The sequence below is a fragment of the Roseovarius arcticus genome (genome assembly GCF_006125015.1).
GTDB lineage: Bacteria > Pseudomonadota > Alphaproteobacteria > Rhodobacterales > Rhodobacteraceae > Roseovarius > Roseovarius arcticus.
Genome location: NZ_SZZN01000001.1, coordinates 2,806,274 through 2,826,480 on the forward strand (window position 1 = coordinate 2,806,274; position 20,207 = coordinate 2,826,480).

Annotated in this window: 20 protein-coding genes; 10 read left to right on the forward strand and 10 right to left on the reverse strand. The window is 59.5% G+C overall.

What is annotated here, in order from left to right; all coding sequences use genetic code 11:
* Positions 1-24 precede the first annotated feature (24 nt).
* From MK6180000_RS13440 to coxB, 9 genes are all read right to left on the reverse strand, one after another.
* The gene (locus MK6180000_RS13440) at positions 25-612 is read right to left on the reverse strand and encodes a GNAT family N-acetyltransferase (protein ID WP_171054628.1); all 588 of its coding nucleotides are present in this window, start codon (positions 610-612) and stop codon (positions 25-27) included.
* Positions 612-1,874 carry a M16 family metallopeptidase gene (locus MK6180000_RS13445; RefSeq protein WP_138935193.1) on the reverse strand — a complete coding sequence of 421 codons (1,263 nt, stop codon included), beginning with the start codon at positions 1,872-1,874 and terminating at the stop codon, positions 612-614. The genes MK6180000_RS13440 and MK6180000_RS13445 overlap by 1 nt, the downstream gene beginning before the upstream one ends.
* The gene (thrC, locus tag MK6180000_RS13450; RefSeq protein WP_138935194.1) at positions 1,871-3,259 is read right to left on the reverse strand and encodes a threonine synthase; all 1,389 of its coding nucleotides are present in this window, start codon (positions 3,257-3,259) and stop codon (positions 1,871-1,873) included. Before thrC ends, MK6180000_RS13445 begins: the two co-directional genes overlap by 4 nt.
* Positions 3,256-3,954, reverse strand: coding sequence for an SURF1 family protein (locus tag MK6180000_RS13455; protein WP_138935195.1), 699 nt, complete (start codon positions 3,952-3,954; stop codon positions 3,256-3,258). The genes thrC and MK6180000_RS13455 overlap by 4 nt, the downstream gene beginning before the upstream one ends.
* Before the next feature lie 107 nt (positions 3,955-4,061).
* Positions 4,062-4,874 carry a cytochrome c oxidase subunit 3 gene (locus tag MK6180000_RS13460; RefSeq protein WP_138935196.1) on the reverse strand — a complete coding sequence of 271 codons (813 nt, stop codon included), beginning with the start codon at positions 4,872-4,874 and terminating at the stop codon, positions 4,062-4,064.
* Between the two features lie 124 nt (positions 4,875-4,998).
* Positions 4,999-5,583 carry a cytochrome c oxidase assembly protein gene (locus tag MK6180000_RS13465; RefSeq protein WP_246040524.1) on the reverse strand — a complete coding sequence of 195 codons (585 nt, stop codon included), beginning with the start codon at positions 5,581-5,583 and terminating at the stop codon, positions 4,999-5,001.
* Positions 5,567-5,749, reverse strand: a complete 183-nt coding sequence (locus MK6180000_RS13470) for a hypothetical protein (protein WP_138935197.1) — start codon at positions 5,747-5,749, stop codon at positions 5,567-5,569. The genes MK6180000_RS13465 and MK6180000_RS13470 overlap by 17 nt, the downstream gene beginning before the upstream one ends.
* A complete protein-coding gene (locus MK6180000_RS13475) occupies positions 5,749-6,729 on the reverse strand; it encodes a heme o synthase (RefSeq protein WP_138935198.1) in 981 nt (326 codons plus the stop codon). Before MK6180000_RS13475 ends, MK6180000_RS13470 begins: the two co-directional genes overlap by 1 nt.
* A 115-nt stretch (positions 6,730-6,844) precedes the next feature.
* A complete protein-coding gene (gene coxB, locus MK6180000_RS13480) occupies positions 6,845-7,720 on the reverse strand; it encodes a cytochrome c oxidase subunit II (protein ID WP_138935199.1) in 876 nt (291 codons plus the stop codon).
* 292 nt (positions 7,721-8,012) lie between these two features.
* On the opposite strand from coxB, the gene tldD reads away from it, so the two are divergent.
* The 6 genes from tldD to MK6180000_RS13510 all read left to right on the forward strand — a co-directional run bounded on the left by tldD (position 8,013) and on the right by MK6180000_RS13510 (position 15,744).
* A complete protein-coding gene (gene tldD, locus MK6180000_RS13485; RefSeq protein WP_138935200.1) occupies positions 8,013-9,434 on the forward strand; it encodes a metalloprotease TldD in 1,422 nt (473 codons plus the stop codon).
* A gap of 153 nt (positions 9,435-9,587) precedes the next feature.
* Positions 9,588-10,730, forward strand: coding sequence for a DNA-processing protein DprA (dprA, locus tag MK6180000_RS13490; RefSeq protein ID WP_138935201.1), 1,143 nt, complete (start codon positions 9,588-9,590; stop codon positions 10,728-10,730).
* 99 nt (positions 10,731-10,829) lie between these two features.
* Positions 10,830-13,550 carry a type I DNA topoisomerase gene (gene topA, locus MK6180000_RS13495; protein ID WP_138935202.1) on the forward strand — a complete coding sequence of 907 codons (2,721 nt, stop codon included), beginning with the start codon at positions 10,830-10,832 and terminating at the stop codon, positions 13,548-13,550.
* Positions 13,551-13,702: 152 nt separating this feature from the next.
* Positions 13,703-14,272: a L,D-transpeptidase gene (locus MK6180000_RS13500; protein ID WP_138935203.1), complete on the forward strand. Its 570-nt coding sequence runs from the start codon at positions 13,703-13,705 to the stop codon at positions 14,270-14,272.
* A 144-nt stretch (positions 14,273-14,416) separates the two neighbouring features.
* Entirely contained in the window at positions 14,417-15,121 is a 705-nt protein-coding gene (locus MK6180000_RS13505; RefSeq protein ID WP_138935204.1) for a CoA transferase subunit A, read from the forward strand.
* The gene (locus MK6180000_RS13510; RefSeq protein ID WP_138935205.1) at positions 15,121-15,744 is read left to right on the forward strand and encodes a 3-oxoacid CoA-transferase subunit B; all 624 of its coding nucleotides are present in this window, start codon (positions 15,121-15,123) and stop codon (positions 15,742-15,744) included. Before MK6180000_RS13505 ends, MK6180000_RS13510 begins: the two co-directional genes overlap by 1 nt.
* Positions 15,745-15,803: 59 nt before the next feature.
* On the opposite strand, the gene MK6180000_RS13515 is transcribed toward MK6180000_RS13510, so the two are convergent.
* A complete protein-coding gene (locus MK6180000_RS13515; protein WP_425466844.1) occupies positions 15,804-16,649 on the reverse strand; it encodes a lytic transglycosylase domain-containing protein in 846 nt (281 codons plus the stop codon).
* A gap of 364 nt (positions 16,650-17,013) precedes the next feature.
* On the opposite strand from MK6180000_RS13515, the gene MK6180000_RS13520 reads away from it, so the two are divergent.
* The 4 genes from MK6180000_RS13520 (at position 17,014) to MK6180000_RS13535 (ending at position 20,200) form a co-directional block, all read left to right on the forward strand.
* Positions 17,014-17,208, forward strand: coding sequence for a Flp family type IVb pilin (locus tag MK6180000_RS13520; protein WP_138935206.1), 195 nt, complete (start codon positions 17,014-17,016; stop codon positions 17,206-17,208).
* Between the two features lie 162 nt (positions 17,209-17,370).
* Positions 17,371-17,562: a hypothetical protein gene (locus tag MK6180000_RS13525; protein WP_138935207.1), complete on the forward strand. Its 192-nt coding sequence runs from the start codon at positions 17,371-17,373 to the stop codon at positions 17,560-17,562.
* Between the two features lie 139 nt (positions 17,563-17,701).
* Positions 17,702-18,571, forward strand: a complete 870-nt coding sequence (cpaB, locus tag MK6180000_RS13530; protein ID WP_138935208.1) for a Flp pilus assembly protein CpaB — start codon at positions 17,702-17,704, stop codon at positions 18,569-18,571.
* A gap of 207 nt (positions 18,572-18,778) precedes the next feature.
* Positions 18,779-20,200, forward strand: coding sequence for a type II and III secretion system protein family protein (locus MK6180000_RS13535; protein WP_138935209.1), 1,422 nt, complete (start codon positions 18,779-18,781; stop codon positions 20,198-20,200).
* Positions 20,201-20,207 lie beyond the last annotated feature (7 nt).

A 20,207-nucleotide genomic window follows, 5' to 3' on the forward strand; every position in this document is an offset into this window, starting at 1 on the left:
CATCAGTCGCAGCGTTTGTTGCGGCTATAGCCCAGCATCACTGCGACCGCGCCGGTCATGGCGCAAAGCCGCGTATAGAACATGCGTGCGCCAGCGCCCCTCAATCTGGAGATAGCTCTGCGCGACACCCTCGTATTTAAAGCCGCATTTTTCCAGCAATCCGCGCGACGCGGTGTTGGACGGCAGGCAGGCTGCCTCAATCCGGCTCAGATCCAAGCGGTCAAAGGCGTAGTGCACCATCGCCGGGATCGCCTCGCGCATATAGCCCTGGCGTGCATGGTTTTCACCGATCCAGTAGCCCAGTGTACCCGACTGACTAGGCCCGCGCCGAACATTGTCCATCGTGATTGCACCGAGCAGGCGGTCATCCTCGCGGCGGATCAGAAACAGCGGCAGCGCGGTGCCGGCATTAATACTGCGCTGCGCCCAGTAAACGCGGTTGGTAAAACCCTTGCGCGACAGGTGATCGTCGGCCCATGTCGGCTCCCACGGGGTGAGGAAATCCGCCGAGGTCCGGCGCAGATGCGCCCAATCGCGGAAATCGGTCATCACCGGCTGGCGCAGGCTCATCCGCTCCGTCTCGATACGGACCTTGCGCCGCGGCAGCAGCATCACGCGGCGCGCCGAATCTGAAGTGCCTCCAGCGTCGGGGCATCCTGAACCGGACCGTATAGCGCCAGCGCGGCCGGTGCCTCTGCCGCCGTCTTCTCGGCCAGATTGCGCACGTCGGCCAGCGTCACTGCGTCGATCTTTTCGACAACCTCCTCCAGCCCGGGCACGCGGCCCCAGATCTGGATCATGCGCGCCAGCCGCTCGGCCCGGTTGCTGGGGCTTTCCAGTCCCATCAGCAGGCCCGCTTTCATCTGGGCGCGGGCGCGCTCAATTTCGTCAGGGCGCATGTCGCTCGCGGCGCGCTTCATCTCGTCGATGGTGATTTCGGCAAGGCCGGCCATGGAATCACCGGACGTGCCCGCATAGATGGTCATCATCCCGGTATCGGCATAAGCGCCGGCCTGCGCGTAGATCGTATAGCAAAGCCCCCTCTTCTCGCGAATCTCTTGAAAGAGGCGGGATGACATACTGCCGCCAAGCGCGGTCGCATAAATTTGGGCCGCGTGAATCGCCGGATCGCCGTAGTCAGGCGATTCGAACGCGAGCGCCATATGCGCCTGCTCAAGCGTCTTGATCGTCCGGCTCTCGCCGCCGCGAAACTGAGCGCGCGGCGCGATCGGGGCATTACCGGCGGGCATATCGCCAAACATTTGCTCGGCTGCCTTGACCAGCGCGTCGTGATCGACAGCGCCCGCCGCCGACAGCACCATTTGGCCGGGACGGTAATGCTGATCGACAAAGCCGGTCAGATCATCGCGGCTGAAACGCGCGACGCCCTCTTGCTGGCCCAGAATGGCGCGCCCGAGGGGATGATCTGGATACGCCTTTTCCTGCAACCAGTCGAAGATAATGTCGTCAGGCGTATCCAGCGCCTGACCGATCTCTTGCAAGATCACGCCGCGCTCCGTTTCGATCTCGGACAAATCAAAGATCGAATTGCGCAGAATATCGGCCACGACATCCAGCGCCAGAGGCACGTCGTCTTTTAATACGCGCGCGTAATATGCGGTAACTTCGCGGCTGGTATAGGCGTTTATATAGCCGCCCACATCCTCAATCGCCTCAGCGATCTGCAGGGCATTGCGCCGCCCCGTCCCCTTGAACGCCATATGCTCTAGAAAATGCGCGATGCCGTTTTGCTGTGGCAACTCGTCTCGCGCGCCAGCCAGAACCCACACCCCGATGGCCGCAGATTCCAGCCCCGGCATCGACTCAGTCACGATGCGAAATCCGTTGGATAGTGTCGTAAGATTTACGCTCAATGCAGAGTCCGTTCTTTTATTAATGCTTCGATCGCGCCGAGGTCATTGTCTACCTCGGTAATTCGTTCCTCGCGCTCATACAGGTCCGCCATATGCGGGGGCAAGGGGGGGTGCTGGCCGCTGGCCTCCTCGACCGCTGCGGGGAATTTGGCGGGGTGCGCTGTGGCTAGCGTGATCATCGGAACATCGGGTGTCAGATGCTCTTCGGCGACGTGAACGCCTACGGCACTATGCGGGCAGAGCAGTTCGCCTGTCTCGTTCCATGTGCGCCGGATGGTGGCGCGGGTCTGTTCTTCGTCGCAGCGGCCTGAGTCAAAACTTTCGCGCAGCGCCTCCAGCGCGCCTTGGCTGACGGCAAAGCCGCCTGCTTTCAACTCGTCCATCAACTGCGCCGTGGCGCCCGCGTCGCGGCCGTATGCCTCAAAAAGCGCGCGTTCAAAGTTGGACGATACTTGAATATCCATTGACGGGCTGATCGACGGAATTACGCCGTCTGGAACATAGCCATCGCCGCTGAGGCAACGATGCAGGATGTCGTTCTGGTTCGTCGCGACAACCAATCGGTCAATCGGCAGGCCCATGCGGCGCGCGATATAACCCGCAAAGACATCGCCGAAATTGCCCGTCGGCACGGTAAAGCTAACCTTGCGATGCGGCGCGCCCAGCGCCACGGCAGACGTAAAGAAATAGACGACCTGCGCCAGCACACGCGCCCAGTTGATGCTGTTAACCCCGGCGAGACCCACCTCGTCACGGAACGCGAAATCGTTGAACATATCTTTGACGCGGGCTTGGCAGTCGTCGAAATGCCCAGTCATTGCGAGGGCGTGGACATTGCTTTCGGTCGCCGTACTCATCTGTCGGCGCTGCACCTCGCTCACGCGGCCATTGGGATAGAGAATGAACACGTCCACCATATCCAGCCCGCGAAACGCGTCGATTGCTGCGGATCCCGTGTCGCCGCTGGTCGCGCCGACGATGCAAACGCGCTGGCCGCTGCGCTTGAGCGATGCCTCAAACAGCTGGCCGATCAGCTGCATCGCAAAATCCTTGAACGCCAGCGTGGGGCCGTGGAACAGCTCTAGCAGGTGATGCCCAGAGGCCAGTTGCACGAGTGGTGCGCGGGCCGCATGTGCAAAACCGGCATAGGCGCGCGCGATGATATCTTCGAATTCGGCGTCGGTGAACGCGTCGCCGATAAAGGGGCGCATTACGCGGAAGGCGGCCTCTTCATAGCTGATCCCCGCCAGCGCGGCGATTTCGGCATGCGCCATCTGCGGGATCGTTTCGGGTAAATAGAGCCCCCCATCGCGCGCGAGGCCGGTCAGCATCGCCTCTTCAAATGTCAGTACCGGGGCCCTCCCCCGCGTCGATACATATTTCATGTCTCACCTTTCAGATCGCGGCCACGCGGGGCCCGTGTCATGCGCCAGATCAGATATCCGGTCATCGTCAGCCAGATGACGGCAAGTGAAAACCAAGTCACCGCGTACTGCATGTGATTGTTCGAAATCGAAGCCGTGTCCACCGGCAATGCGGTAATATCCTCGCCCGGCCCGCTAATTTGCTGCCGAACGATCAGCAGGACAGGCTCAGTGTTTAGCGCTTCGGCCATCGCAGGGACATCGCGGGCAAACCAAATGTCGCGTTCAGTATCCGGCGCGGGTGTGTAGCCGTCCACCTCGTCCGGCCAATGCAGATTGCCAATCAGGTGCGCGGGTCCGGTGCTGTGCGGCGCATCCTTGGCCTCAAGCGGGACAAAGCCGCGATCCACCATAATCCGGCGGCCGCCGATCTTAAACGGTTGGATCAAGCGATATCCGGCGCCCAACTCCTTGGCCCCGACGAGGACGAAAAGTTGAGGCGCGCCCAGCACGCCATTTGCCGTAACGGGCAAGTATTTGTCGCCCTCTGGATCGGGTCTGGCCGGGACAGCCACAGGCGCAGCAGATACGCGCGCGTCAATCTGGGCCAGCACGGCTTGCTTCCACGTGAGGCGTTGTAGCTGCCACACGCCAAGCGATATCAGCACGCCCGCGCCCAGCAAACCAAACAGCAAAGGCACTACCAGCCGCCGCATGAACTCTCATCCTTCAAGGCAAAAATGCGAGAGGTATTTCCCTCCCGCACTTTCTTTTTGCTAAAAATATCCTCGCGCGAAGCGCATCTGATCTTAGCAAAGAAGCCTTATGAGCCCCAGATGTAGATCGACGCAAAGAGGAACAGCCAAACTACGTCGACAAAGTGCCAGTACCAAGCTGCCGCCTCGAATCCGATATGGTTGTCGGGGGTGAAGTGGCCGCGCATCGTGCGCAGCAAGCAGATGAATAAAAAGATCGTCCCGATGACTACGTGAAAGCCGTGGAAGCCTGTCGCCATGAAGAAGTTGGCGCCATAGATGTTACCGGAAAATCCGAAGGCCGCATGGCTATATTCGTACATCTGAAAGCCGGTGAACAAAATGCCCAGCACAACAGCAATCGCCAGACCCTTTTTCATGTCTTCGCGGTTATTCTCGTGCACCAATGCATGGTGCGCCCAAGTCGCGGCGGCGCCCGAGCATAGCAAGATAAGGGTGTTGATCAGCGGCAGGTGCCACGGATCGAATGTCTCGATCCCGACAGGCGGCCAAACGCCGTCAATGCCGGGGGACAGTTCGCCCATCGGGTAGAGTGCATGCTTGAAAAAGCTCCAGAACCAAGCGGCAAAGAACATGACTTCGGACATGATGAACATAATGAAGCCGTAGCGCAGACCAATCCGCACGACCGGCGTATGATCGCCAGCCTGATTTTCGGCCACTGTTTCGGCCCACCAGCCGTACATCGTATAGAGAACGCCGACAAAGCCGATCAGAAAGACCCAAGGCTGGTTTGCCTCAACATGCGGCGACATCCACAGGACGGCGCCAAAAAGCATGACAAATGCTGCTATCGCACCCAAAAGTGGCCAGAGCGACGGGGTCAGGATGTGATAGTCGTGGTTCTTTTCATGTGCCATGTCAGGTTCCCTCATCGACGGGCTTTAAGCGTTTTGCGACAGTTCGGGCGCTGCGCCACTCTGCGCTGCCCCCTTATCTCGCTGAATTTCCGGCCACCTCTTACCGAGGATAGCCCGAAACGCGTTAATTTACGGTTCTAACCGTTTCAGCGTCTGGTGCAAGTGCGGCTTGCTGATCAGGCAGGTCGATCTCGTAGAATGTGTAGGACAGCGTGATCGTGTGGGTGTATTTCGCATCGCGATCGCTGACAATCTCGGGATCGACATAAAATGTCACTGGCATCTCTACCCGCTCGCCCGGTTGCAGCACCTGCTCGGTAAAGCAAAAACACTCGATCTTTTCAAAGAAACCGCCAGCCTCATAGGGCGTTACGTTGTAGGCAGCCTGCCCGGCGATAGGGTGATCGGTAGGGTTGTATGCCTCGAAAAAGGCAAGGCCGGTCTCTCCGATGCGTAGCTCCATTTCGCGCTGCATCGGTTTGAATTCCCACGGCATGCCGCGATCAAGGCTGCCGTCAAAACGTACCTTGATCATTTTGTCCAAGATGACGTCCGAATCCCCTTGGGCCACGCCCGTCACACCGCCAAAGCCTGTTACCCGGCAGAACCAGTTGTAGAACGGGACAGAGGCCCAAGCGAGCGCGCCCATCGTCACGACGACACAGCTCAACTGGATCACTGTCTTTTTAGTGTCAGTCATTTTCGCCATAGCCAGCCCCCTTTGCAGTATCGGGAATTGCAAACTCATCCTGGCTTACTTTGGCGATGGTCAGACCGAAAACCAATGCGACAAATGCTGCCAGCACCAAGCCTAGGCCCATGTTGCGGCTAAAGCGGCGCGTGTGAATTTCGTGGTTTTTGCGAAAGAATGCCATCAGAGCCCCGAGACGCCAAACGGACCAGCGCCAAGCAGGTCATAACTGCGCAGGCAGGCGTCGATCAGAATCGCGACAAAAAGACCAAAGAGATAGTAGAGCGAGTGTTTGAACACCGTCTTTTCGGTGGCGTATCCGTCCGCGTCCGCCGCGACTTCATCCCGGCGCCAGATGCGCCACGCACCGCGCAGAAAGAGCGCGTTCAGCAGCACGGCGGCGATCAGGTAGGCAGGTCCACCGATCGACGTGAAGGCAAGTGCGAAGGACACCGGGACCAGCAGGATCGTGTAGACAAGGATATGATTGCGCGTCACGCGGCGGCCATGGGTCGAGGTCAGCATCGGCACGCCCGCCTCGTCATAGTCCGACTTCATAAAGAGGGCCAGCGCCCAGAAATGCGGCGGCGTCCACATAAAGATGAGCGCAAACATCAGAACCGACTCGATAGACACGCTACCCGTTGCTGCCGCCCAGCCAATCATCGGGGGAAATGCGCCGGCGGCGCCGCCGATCACGATGTTCTGCGGGGTCCACCGCTTGAGCCACATGGAGTAGATTACGACGTAAAAAAAGATGGTGAAGGCCAGCAGGCCAGCAGCGACCAGATTGGTCGCAAGCCCCAGCATGATCACCGAAATTCCTGCTAGCGCGATGCCAAAGCCAAAGGCTTCGCCTTCGGTGATGAGGCCGGCGGGGATGGGCCTGCCTTTGGTGCGTTTCATAATGCGGTCGATATCGGCGTCCCACCACATATTCAGCGCGCCCGACGCGCCGCCGCCGATGGCGATGAACAAGATTGCCGTGAAACCGACGATTGGGTGAACGGACACCGGCGCGGCCAACAAGCCAACAAGCGCGGTAAAGACCACCAGCGACATGACGCGCGGCTTTAGCAGCGCGAAGAAATGCGAGAACTCGGCGTCCTGCGGCTGTGCAGACCCGACCTTGTTTGCGCTGGTGTCAAAGCTTGCGTCGCTCATATCGAACTCCGGTGACGGGCGGCACTAGGGCGCGCCCTGCTCAAATGGACCCTATGGCGTCTGCCCGCCCCGAGGGCATCGGGGCAGGCAGTGGAAAAAGACCCGTCGGGACGTATTACTGCGCCGACGCGACCTTGTAGGCGTCCTGCACAGGCAGGCTGGCGTACTCTTCGATCGCACCCTTCAGCCATTCGTCATAGGCCTCTTGGCTGACGACCTTGACTGTGATCGGCATAAAGGCGTGATCCTTGCCGCAGAGTTCGCTGCACTGGCCAAAATAGATGCCCTCACGCTCGGCCTTGAACCAAAGCTGCGCGAGGCGGCCTGGAACAGCGTCCTGCTTTACGCCGAATGCCGGAATGGTCCAGCTGTGGATCACGTCCGCGCCAGTGACCTGCATCACGATAGTCTTGCCGATTGGCACGACAACGGCGGTATCGGTGGCCAGCTTGAACTCGTCGCGGCTATAGCCAGCCTCTTCCAATTCGGCGATCACTTCGTCGTTCAGGACCTTGCCTTCGCCAATCATGAAGCTCTCAAAGCCGAATTCATGGTCCGTATACTCGTAACCCCAGTACCACTGGTATCCGGTCACCTTGATATTGATGTCCGCCTCAGGGATTTCCTGCTGCTTGAATAGAACCGGCAGCGAGAAGGCACCGATAAAGACGAGAATCAGGATCGGGACGATTGTCCACGCCACCTCGACCGGGGAGTTGTGGGTGAATTTGGCCGGGTTGGGGTTAGACTTGCGGTTGAAACGGATCATCGCATAGATCAGCAACCCTGTAACGAGGACAGTGATGAGCGCGATGATGATCAGCACCATACCGTCCAGCCAGTGAAGATCGCTGGCCAGCTCTGTCGCTGCAGGCTGAAAGCCTATGCCGCCCGGCGTAGGTTTGCCCACGATCTCTAACTTGTCCTGCGCCAGCGCGGGAAAGGCGGTAAATGCCGCCATCGCGGCCAGCAGAGTGGAAATGTATCGCATATGGCACCTTGATCGGTTGAAGCGGATATATCGTCACGCGAGAGGGCGGCACGCCGTCACGAAGGGGCGCGCCCCGTTGTATCTGCGCCCGTTAAAAACATATATTGTGTCCTGAGACAAGAATGACGGTTGCGGCAATCGGACGCTTCACACGATTTAGATCGAAAAGCGCCACCTGCCAGCACCATATAGATAGTAAAGTCGTCCGGTCGCCCTCTGCGGCAGGATCAAAATGCCGCCCACGCTTTGGCTGTTGCCGCGCTTTCGGGCCAATCATTTAAGGATGCCAGCCATGCCAGACGCCCTCTTTCGTCCGTTCGACGATAACCTGGACAAGGACGCCGCCCTCGCCCATCTGCGCCGCGCCACAGCAGGCGCCGATGATGGCGAATTATTCCTAGAGCGCGCCCGCAGCGAGGCTTTGGTGTTCGACGATGGCCGGATCAAGACCGCCAGCTACGATGCAGGCGAGGGATTCGGCCTTCGCGCCGTGCGCGATGAGGCTGTGGGATACGCCCATGGCTCGGACATTACCGAGGCGGCGCTGAGCCGCGCGGTCGATACCGCGCGTCTGGCCGTCGGCGATGGGGGCGGCGTGATGGCCGCCGGCCCTAAGGCAACGAACACGCGGCTTTATACAGATGACGACCCCATCAACGGCGCCAGCTTTCCAGTCAAGATTGAGACGCTGCGCGAGATCGACGCGTTTGCGCGCGATCTGGATGCCCGCGTTGTTCAGGTGTCGGCGGTAATCGCTGCCTCGTGTCAGGAAATTGAGATTCTGCGCCCCGATGGCACCCACCTGCGCGACGTGCGCCCGATGACCCGCGTCAATGTTTCCATCATAGTGGAGCAAGACGGGCGCCGCGAATCCGGTACTGCAGGGGGTGGCGGGCGTGTCGGCCTAGACGGTCTGCTCGATCCGGCCGACTGGCAGGCCAAAGCACGCGAAGCGCTGCGCGTCGCCACCGTAAACCTTGCCGCTGTTCCGGCCCCTGCGGGCGTGATGGACGTCGTTCTAGGCCCCGGCTGGCCTGGCATCCTGCTACATGAGGCGATCGGTCACGGGCTTGAGGGCGATTTTAATCGCAAGGGTGCGTCCGCCTTTGCGGGCCTGATGGGCCAGCGTATCGCCTCCAAGGGCGTAACAGTGCTGGACGACGGCACTGTCCCCGATCGGCGCGGCAGCATCACCATCGACGACGAGGGCACGCCATCGCGCCGTAACGTTCTGATCGACGACGGCATACTAGTGGGCTATATGCAGGACCGCCAGAATGCGCGCCTGATGGGCGCTGAGGCCACGGGGAATGGCCGCCGCGAAAGCTATGCCCACGTGCCGATGCCGCGTATGACCAATACCTACATGCTGGGCGGCGACACTGCGCCCGGCGATATCGTGGCCAGTCTCAAGGATGGCATCTATGCCGTTGGTTTCGGCGGCGGGCAGGTCGATATCACCAACGGCAAATTCGTGTTTTCCTGCACCGAGGCGTATCGCGTCCAAAACGGCGTGGTCGGCGCGCCGGTCAAAGGCGCAACGCTGATCGGCGACGGCGCTACTGCATTGCAGCAGATTCGCGCACTGGGCAACGACATGGCGCTGGACCCCGGCATGGGAAATTGCGGCAAGGCGGGCCAGTGGGTGCCAGTGGGCGTGGGGCAGCCGACGCTGATGATCGGCGGTCTGACAGTGGGCGGAGCGGGCGGATAATAGGGCGAGGCGCCTGCGGCTTATATCCAGTTTTGGGCGATAATACTCGTAAACGCCGCATGTTCTGTGCCCTCTGGCTGTTTTGGGGACATGGTTTACCAGCTGTTAACCACCCGTGCGCTACACCTGATTCTGCAAGCAGATGGAGCCACGATGTCCGAGGAAACACATCCTTCCACTCACCCCCCACTCCCACCCACCACGGAAGATGATCGGGTATCGTGGCTTCGTCTCTTGCGATCGCGGCGCGTCGGCGTCGCTACTTTTTATCGCTTGCTGGCCGAACATGGCAGCGCGCAGGCCGCCCTAGCCGCCCTGCCCGGTGTGGCGAGTGCTGCGGGCATCGACAAATACGCCACCTGCCCCGAGGGCGTCGTGTTGGCCGAAATGCGCGCCGCAAGAATGGCCGGGGCGCAAATGATTTGCGTCACCGACCCCCTCTATCCTGCCGCGCTGCGTGATATCCCCGATCCGCCGCCGATCCTGTGGGCGATGGGCGAAATCGGCGCACTGGCGCGCCCAAAGATCGCAATGGTGGGCGCTCGCAATGCGTCGTCACTGGGCACACGCATGGCGCGCGCGCTGGCGAGTGATCTGTCGAAGGATGGATACGTCATCACGTCCGGCCTTGCGCGCGGGGTCGATACTGCCGCGCATACCGCATCGCTTGAGGGTGGCACCATCGCCGTCATGGCTGGCGGCGTTGACGTGATGTATCCTGCCGAAAACACGCAACTGGCGCAGGATATATTGCGCAGCGGTTTGCGCCTGTCGGAGATGCCAATGGGCACAGTTCCGCAAGCGCGTCATTTCCCGCGCCGCAATCGCATCATCAGCGGGCTGGCCGGCGCCGTCGTGGTGGTTGAGGCGGCGGCAAAATCCGGCTCGCTTATCACAGCGCGCAATGCGCTGGATCAGGGGCGCGAAGTGCTGGCAGTGCCGGGGCATCCGTTCGACGCCCGCGCCGCCGGGTGCAATATGTTGATCCGCGATGGCGCGCGACTGGTGCGCAGCGCCGCCGACGTAATCGAAGCATTGCCAGAGACGGCACCGTCGCAAGAGGCGCTTGCATTGGAGGCGATACCGCTTGCCCCGCCCCAGCAGCGCACCCTTGGCGAGACGGCGGACCTGCACAGCCGCATCCTCAATCGGCTGGGTCCATCGCCGCTCGCCGAGGATCAATTGATCCGCGACCTAGCCGCCCCTGCCCGCGCCGTGGCCCCCGCCCTTATCGATCTGGAGCTCGACGGACGCATCCGCAGGCAGGCCGGCGGGCTGCTGTCGCTGGCCGATTAGGCGCACGTTCATGCCTCAAATAGGGCCTCATTGACAATCACCCTTGCGCCACCACATGTTGCGCCGCCATAAGCGCCGTTCCGAGTGGAGAAGAATTTTATGCCCGTCGTCGTCGTCGAATCCCCGGCCAAAGCCAAGACAATCGAGAAGTATCTTGGCCCCGGCTTCACCGTTCTGGCGTCCTACGGGCATGTGCGGGATCTGCCGCCCAAGGACGGCTCGGTCGATCCAGACAACGGTTTTGACATGAAGTGGGAGATTGGTGTCGACAGCCGCAAGCACGTCAAGGCAATCGCCGATGCGCTGGCCGAAGACAACTCATTGATCCTCGCGACCGACCCCGACCGCGAGGGCGAGGCGATCAGCTGGCACCTTGAGGAAGCGCTGCGCAAGCGCAAAGCCATCAACAAAGACACCCCCGTCAGCCGCGTCGTTTTCAACGCGATCACCAAGTCGGCCGTGACCGAGGCGATGGCGAATCCCCGTCAGGTCGACGCACCGCTGGTCGAGGCATATCTCGCACGCCGTGCGCTGGATTATCTGGTGGGTTTTAATCTGTCCCCCGTTCTGTGGCGCAAGCTGCCCGGCGCGAAATCGGCGGGGCGCGTGCAATCGGTCTGCCTGCGCCTCATCGTCGAACGCGAGATGGAGATCGAGGCTTTCAACCCGCGCGAATACTGGACCGTCAAGGCGTTGCTCAGCACGCCCCGCGGGCAGGAATTCGAGGCACGGCTGACCACACTTGCGGGTAAAAAGCTGGACAAGTTTGACCTTTCGAACGCGACACAGGCCGAAATGGCCGTGCAGGCGGTATCCAGCCGCGCGCTGAAAGTCACCTCGGTAGAGGCAAAACCGGCCAGCCGTAATCCATCTGCACCCTTTATGACCTCGACCTTGCAACAAGAGGCCAGCCGTAAGTTCGGCATGGGCGCGCGCCAGACGATGAGCGCGGCTCAGCGCCTTTATGAGGCCGGCCATATTACGTACATGCGAACCGACGGCATTGATATGGCGCCCGAGGCGGTGACTGCCGCCCGCGACGCGATCGCCGAGCGGTATGGCAAGGAATACGTGCCCTCCAGCCCCCGCATCTACAAGAATAAGGCAAAGAACGCTCAGGAAGCGCACGAGTGCATTCGCCCCACAGAAATGGGCAAGGATGCCGCCGCCCTGAAGATCACTGACCGCGATCAGGCCCGCCTCTACGATTTGATCTGGAAACGGACGCTTGCCTGCCAAATGGAGGGCGCGCGACTTGAGCGCACCACCGTCGACATCGGCTCGGACGACGGCCAAGTCGGCCTGCGCGCGACCGGCCAAGTCGTTTTGTTCGACGGCTTCCTGCGCATCTATGAGGAAGGCCGGGATGACGTCGAGGGCGATGGCGACGACGCGCGCCTGCCTCAGATCACCGAGGGTGATAAGGCGGCATTCGGCAAATCCGGCCTCAAGGAGCAGTTCGCCAAGGCCGACAAATCCGAAAGCGTGATTGAAAGCAGTGACAGTGGCATGGCGCAGCACGCTGCGGCCATATTGGCAGAGAACGCCGCGGTGCTGGGCCTGCAATCGCACACTCAACCGCCACCGCGTTATACTGAGGCAACGCTGGTCAAACGAATGGAGGAGCTGGGGATCGGGCGCCCGTCGACGTATGCCAGCATCGTGACCACGATCCAGGACCGCGAATATGTGCACAAGGACGGCAATCGACTGATCCCCGATGACAAGGGCCGCATCGTCACGATCTTTCTGCTGAACTTCTTTAAGCAGTATGTTGGCTACGAATTTACCGCGAACCTGGAAGAAGAGCTGGACCATGTCAGCGCCGGCAATGCCGATTGGAAGGATATCCTGACACGCTTCTGGCGTGATTTTTCGGTCGCTATCGCTGAGACGTCAGAGCTCCGCATCGCCGAGGTCTTGGATGTGCTCGATGCCGCGCTGGCGCCCACGCTTTATCCGCCGCGCGAAGATGGGAGCGATCCGCGTGCCTGCCCGCTATGCGGTGAGGGGCAGTTGCATCTCAAGACGTCGAAATCCGGCGGATTTGTCGGATGCGGGCGCTATCCTGAGTGCCGCTATACCCGGCCCATCGGCGGCGATGCTGCCGAGGGTGGCGATCGCGTGCTGGGCGAGGACCAAGGCGACGAGATCAGCCTGCGATCCGGCCGGTTTGGCCCCTATGTTCAGCGCGGCGAGGCGACCGAAGAGAACAAGAAGCCGCCGCGTTCGTCCCTGCCAAAGGGCTGGACGACCGAAGCGATGGATCTGGAAAAGGCGCTCACACTGCTCAGCCTGCCGCGCGAGGTGGGCCCGCATCCCGATGATGGCGAGCCAATTGAGGCAGGCATTGGCCGCTATGGCCCGTTCGTCAAGCACGGCAAGCTTTACGCCAATCTCAAGGAAGTTGACGAGGTTTTCACTATCGGCATGAATCGCGCCGTCGAAGTGCTGGCGCTGAAATTGGCCAGCCGGGGCGGTGGTCGTACTGCCGCCGCGCCGCTGAAAGAGTTGGGCGAACATCCCGGCAGTGGCGGCCTGATGAATATAATGGACGGCCGCTATGGCCCGTATATTAAGTGGGAAAAGGTCAACGCGACGCTACCTAAAGGAACCGAACCGGGCGACGTGACCATCGCGATGGCTGTCGAGTTGATCGCTGAAAAGGCCGCAAAATCAGGCAAGGGTAAAAAAGCGCCTGCCAAGAAAGCACCCGCCAAAAAGAAAGCTGCCCCTAAAAAAGCGGCAGCTAAAAAGCCAGCGGCGAAAAAGGCACCTGCGAAGAAGCCAACCGAGAAAAGGCCTGCCCGGGAGGCGTGATTTGAGGGTGTGCGCGAACATCAATCAAGCTATGCACGCGGCGCATACCAGCCATGATACACGTCATTGTTATTGGCACTGGGCGCGCTCAGGCACCATGTAAGAGAATGGCGGCGCAAGATTCCGCCATAGAGAATGAGAGGACCATAGCGATGACAGATATTAGACTAAACAGACGCGCCGCATTGATCGGTGGGGCCGCCGCGCTGACCACTTTGGCGACGCCTGGTATCTTGCAGGCGCAGGACCTAGCTGGCGCACGCCGCAACTCGTCCAGTTTCATCGTGCAGAATTGGCAAGACCACTTCGACCGTCTGGGCAGTGGCGCCATCGTTTGCGATACCGGATCGCGCGCCCTGCACTACTGGAATTCAGATGGTAGTGATTATCGCGTATATCCCAGTTCGGTTCCCATGACCGACGAATTGACGCGCACCGGATACACCAAGATTGTTCGCAAGAAGGTAGGTCCTACCTGGACGCCTACTGCCAACATGAGGGCGCGTGATCCGTCCCTGCCCGATTTCATGCCGGCTGGCGAAAACAATCCGCTAGGCACGCATGCGATGTATCTTACATGGCCCGCGTACCTGATCCACGGCACGCATGACACGCGCAAGATCGGGCGTAAATCGTCGTCGGGCTGTATCGGTCTGTATAACCCAAAGATCGCGGAGCTGTTTGCGATCACGCCGATCGGAATGCAGGTTCGCGTTATCTGAGGCATCCAAGTGCCAATCAGCCGGGCGCCGCATCTGCGGTATCGGCTGATAACCCCCCTCATCGGTCCGGTTTGGGCAGCGGCGGCATTGACTCTTCATACCCCGCTGCCCACAAACTAGATTACCGATCTATAGGGGTTTTTCATGAAAAAAGTGTATGCAAACGCTGCCGATGCGCTGGATGGGCTGCTGTTCGACGGCATGACCATTGCCGCTGGCGGCTTTGGCCTGTGCGGCATTCCAGAGCTGCTGCTTCAGGCAATCAAAGAAGATGGCGTTAAGGATCTGACCTTTGCCAGCAACAACGCGGGTGTAGACGATTTCGGCATCGGAATTCTGCTACAGACGCGCCAAGTGCGAAAAATGCTCAGCTCTTACGTGGGCGAGAATGCCGAATTTATGCGCCAGTATCTGGCGGGCGAGCTTGAGATCGAATTCAATCCCCAAGGCACGCTGGCCGAGCGTATGCGCGCTGGCGGTGCAGGCATCCCCGGTTTTTACACCAAAACCGGCGTCGGCACGCAAGTCGCCGAAGGTAAGGAGCACAAGGATTTCGACGGCGAGACCTATATTCTCGAACGCGGAATCGTCGCAGACATGTCCATCGTCAAGGCGTGGAAGGCCGATGACACCGGCAATCTGGTGTTTCGCAAGACCGCGCGCAACTTCAACCCGCCTGCTGCGATGTGCGGTAAGGTCTGCGTTGCCGAAGTCGAGGAGATTGTGCCGCGTGGCTCGCTGGACCCCGATAACATCCACCTGCCCGGTATCTACGTTCACCGCCTGATCCAAGGCGATCACGAAAAACGGATTGAGCAACGCACCACGCGCAAAAGGGAGGACGCATAATGCCCTGGGACCGTAACCAAATGGCCGAGCGCGCCTCGCAGGAGCTGGAAGACGGTATGTATGTCAACCTTGGCATCGGCATTCCGACGCTTGTGGCGAACTACGTAGGCGACAAGGAAATCACGCTGCAATCCGAAAACGGTATGCTGGGCATGGGCGCCTTTCCCTATGAGGGCGAAGAAGACGCCGATCTGATTAACGCTGGCAAACAGACGATCACCGAGTTGAACCGAACAGCCTATTTCGATAGCGCGACCAGCTTCGGCATGATCCGCGGTGGCAAAATCGCGGCGGCGATCTTGGGCGCTATGGAAGTGGCCGAGAACGGTGATCTGGCGAACTGGATGATTCCCGGCAAGCTGGTCAAGGGTATGGGCGGCGCGATGGATCTGGTCGCGGGCGTGGGCCGGGTAATCGTCGTGATGGACCACACCAGCAAGCATGGCGACAGCAAATTGCTGAAATCTTGCACACTTCCGCTAACCGGCACGGGCGTGGTGGATCGGATCATCACTAATCTCGGCGTTCTGGATGTAGTGGAGGGTGGCCTAAAGATTGTTGAGGTCGCAGACGGCGTCACAGAGGACGAGCTGCGCGCCGCAACCGAGGCGACCATCGTCTGACAAGAGTCTGATATTCAGATCAAGAAGGGGCGGTGCCAGCATTTGGCGCCGCCCTTTTTTTATTCGGCAAAGGCCAAGTTCAGCGCGCAGCCGTCCGAAATGAATTGCGGCCGTGTCTTGCACAGTCCGCGCGCAAGGTCATAGGCGGCCAGCACTTTGGGCACGTAGTCTCGCGTTTCCGCATAGGGCGGTACGCCCGCATTTGCCTTCACCGCGCCCTCGCCCGCGTTGTATCCGGCGAGGGCCAGAATCGGATCGCCCTTAAATTCCTTGAGCAGCCAATCAAGATAGGCGACGCCGCCCTTTATGTTTTGCGCTTCCGATAGACTGTCGATGACGCCAAAGCGCGCGGCGGTATCTGGAATCAGCTGCATCAATCCTTGGGCGCCCTTTTCACTGACCGCAGCCTTGCGTCCGCCCGATTCGACCGCGATCACGGCCAGCACGAGCGCGGGCGATACATCCGTTCCAATTGTCGCCATCAGGATATTCGTACCCTGCGCCAGTGCGATCTTTTGCAAATCCTGAAGCCGATAACGCGGCGCCGGCATCCCTTTGGGCGGTTTGGCAAGAATGCCCAGCGCCTCGTCAAACCGCACCGTGCCCACATCGGCATAGCCGGGCGTCACATGATCCCAGAACCAGCCATAAGTCGCGAGCCGCACAGTTGGCGAGGCTGGGATCGCGGGCGTGCCCGGCTCCTCCGCATCATCCCTGCGCGGGGTGCTGGGCGCCGGGGGGTGCTGATCGCCAGGCTCGATCTGAACCTGTATCCGTTTCGTTGTGCCCTTGGCAGGCGGTTTGCCCATCTTAAACGTGAACTCGGGAAAGGGAGCAGGGTCGCCTGCGGCAGGCATTGCGGCAAGCAGCGTGGCCGCAAGAATGTAGGAGATGGTATATCGCAACGAACCGGCCCGCCTAAGATTACTTGCTATCGGGGTGAATCATCGCAAGAATCGGCGTTTCGCGCCAGTGCCGACGCGTATTTTCGGCCCTTTGAGCCCAGTTTGATGCCAGAAATCACTGGTGCTACACATATTTCACTTTTTTATTTCTCTTTAAATTTGTTAACTTTCAATTGCTTAAGCACATTAGGCATTAAAAAAATGGGGTGCGCCAAAATTGCGCCAATCGTGCCTAATTTGCGCCTTCATTGGAGGGCAAAAAGTATTCATCGACACGTTGAGGGCCAACAGAGAGAAACGGCCCAGACCAGCGAGACGGTGTGAAACCTGAGTAAACTTTATGATCCTTTGGAGGGACAACAACATGATCAATTTCATCAAGAATTTCCGTGCAGACGAAGATGGCGCCGTTACAGTTGACTGGGTCGTTCTGACCGCAGCAGTCGTCGGCCTGGGCGTTGCCGGTGTGGCAACAGTCAAAGGCTCGATCTCGACACTGGCCACTAACATCAAAACCGGTGTGGAAGCACAGGAAGTCGGCGGCACCCCAGCTCCCTAATAATCGGCCTAGTTCTGAAATGAACAGCTAGACACGGAGGGCCGCAAGTCTTTGATTTGCGGCCCTCTTGCCCTGGGGGGTGTAATGGTGGTTTCGCCTTGCGGTTGATCGCAGGTACACCGCCATACTCGCAACAGTTTATTTATCGAAAGCGAGCATACTATGTTGAACTACATTAAATTTTGGCTTCGCGACGAAAGCGGCGCGGTCACAGTAGATTGGGTCGTACTGACCGCGGCCGTCGTCGGCCTCGGACTGGCTGCAACCCTTTCGGCACGTACCGGCATCGACAGCTTGGCGGGCCAGATTGAAACAGTCGTCGAAGCTATCGAAGTTGCCAATTCAGGCGGATAAGCTTTGATGATTTCGCGCCGCGAAAGAACCGCGCGGCGTCCCATTTTTTACCACATTTCCGGGGCAGTCTGTCCCGAAGACGAACCGCTCTTCATTGCGAAGAAGTGCGCCCCGCCTGAAACGATCGAAAGGATAAGTCATGCGCTTGGTATTCGGACTGGTACTTGTTCTCGGGCTCGGCCTGGCGGGTTTTGCCGTATATATGGCCAAGAGCTATATCCAGAATTACCAGACCCAACTTGAGCTGGAGCGCAACGCGCGCCCCGTAGTTATAGAGACGGTCGATATTTATATTACCAATAAAGCGCTGCAATATGGCGAACGGATCACCACCAAGGACGTCGTGAGCGTCGCCTTTCCGGTCGCCGCCCTGCCCGAAGGTGTCTTTCGCACTGTAGAAGATCTGTTCCCGAAGGGTGACGAGGAACCGCGCACAGTGCTGCGCGCCATGGAAAAATCCGAAGCGATCCTGGCCGTCAAGGTTACAGGCGCCGGCGAGGATGCTGGCATCACGTCGCAGCTTGCCCGCGGGATGCGCGCTTTTGCGATCAAAGTTGATAGTATGTCAGGCGTATCCGGCTTCTTGCGGCCCGGCGACCGTGTCGACGTCTATTGGACCGGCAACATCGGACGCGGCGGTATGCGCACCGAAGGCGATAGCGAAGGTGACGTGACCAAGCTGATCGAAGCGGGTGTCAAACTGATCGCCGTCGACCAGTCAGCCAACTCGGACGTGACCGAAGCCAGCATTGCCCGCACCGTCACCGTTGTTGTGCGGCCCGATCAAGTCGCCGCATTGGCCCAAGCCCAAGCAACAGGTCGCCTTGCGCTGAGCCTGGTGGGTACTGGCGACGACACCACCGCCGATATTATTGAGGTCGATCAGCGCCAGCTTTTGGGTCTTGCATCTGCACCTATGGCCGAGCCTACGCCCATTCAGCAGGTTTGCACGATCCGCACACGCCGTGGCGGCGAAGTGATCGAAACTCCGATCCCCTGTACCAATTGACCTTCTAATAAACTGAAAATGAACCACAATATCGGGGTGCTGCATCTGCGGCGCCCCGTCTCTTTGTTGCAACGGTTCCCAATCGAATCACCTAAATGACGATTCATCGTCATTGATTCTTGAAAAAAATAAAAATGTGACGCAGGGTGAATTTAATCCGGGGCAATAAGACCCCATCAATGAGGCGTGATCGGAAGGCAGGTCACCATGTATTACAGACATCTATTTGCGGCAGCTCTCGTAGGGCTGACCGGGGTCATGGCAGTTGCGCCAAAGCCCGCAATTTCACAGGCGTTGCAAGTCGTGCGCAAGGGATCGGAACGCGATCTAACCGTTTCGATGAACAGCGCAGTTGTAGTTGAAAGCGACGTCCCGTTCGCCGAGCTTAGTATCGCGAACCCGGCCATCGCCGATTTCTCGACTCTCTCGGACCGCACAATTTACGTGCTGGGCAAAACACCGGGACGCACCACACTTACGCTGCTTGACGAAAACGGCAGGCTAATCGCCAATGTCGAAGTCCAAGTCAGCGCGGACGTGTCCGAATTCAAAGAGCGGCTACGACAGATTCTGCCGAACGAGCAGATCGAAGTGCGCACCGCGAATGACGGTATTGTCATGTCCGGCACAGTCTCTAGCACGCCGCGCATGCAGCGCGCCTTGGATCTGGCCGAGCGTTATGCGCCAGAGCGGGTATCGAATCTGATGAGTGTGTCTGGCAAACAGCAGGTCATGCTCAAGGTTCGTTTCGCTGAAATGCAGCGAAGCGTGGCCAAGAGCTTGTCAACCTCTCTCGCGATTGACGGACTTTCGGTCGCCGGACTGGGCGCTGGTGTCGCGACAAATGGTGTTACCTCAAACGCCAAGCCGGGCGGCGTTACGCCGGGCACTTCGAACAATCTGGGCACAAATAACGGCGCTGCCTTCTTCGGTTTCAACGCCGGTTCAGCGCAGATCGGTATTTTGCTGCAAGCGCTTGAGACAAAGGGCGTTGTGCGAACCTTGGCCGAGCCGAACCTCGTCGCGCTTTCGGGACAAGAGGCCAAGTTTCTGGCCGGCGGCGAATATCCTATCCCGGTCAGCCAGGATAACGGCACGATCTCGGTCGAGTTCAAGCCATTTGGCGTCGAGCTGAACTTTACCCCCCGCGTTTTGGATGATGACATCATCAATCTGGAAATGGCGGCTGCTGTATCATCGCTGGATCCGGCCAACGGATTTACTGGAAACGGATTTAATATCAGTGCCTTCCGCCGCCGCGACACCTCGACCACAGTTGCACTGCGCGACGGTGAAAGCTTTGCGATTGCCGGCCTGCTGCAGGACGATTTCCGCGATAACAACGGCCAGGTGCCGTGGCTGGGCGACGTGCCGATCATCGGCGCGCTATTCCGCAGCGCCGACTACCAACGCTCGCAGACCGAGCTGGTCATTATCGTCACCGCCCATCTGGTCACGCCTACTCGTGGCGAGGCACTGGCGCTGCCGACCGACCGGATCAAATTACCGTCCGAGGCCGATCTGTTCTTGCATGGGCGCGTTGCCCGCGATGCCCGCCCCACCACGGGCGGCGCCGGCGAAGTTGCCGGGCAGGATTTCAGTGGCTCCTACGGTTACGTAATGGATTGATGCAGGG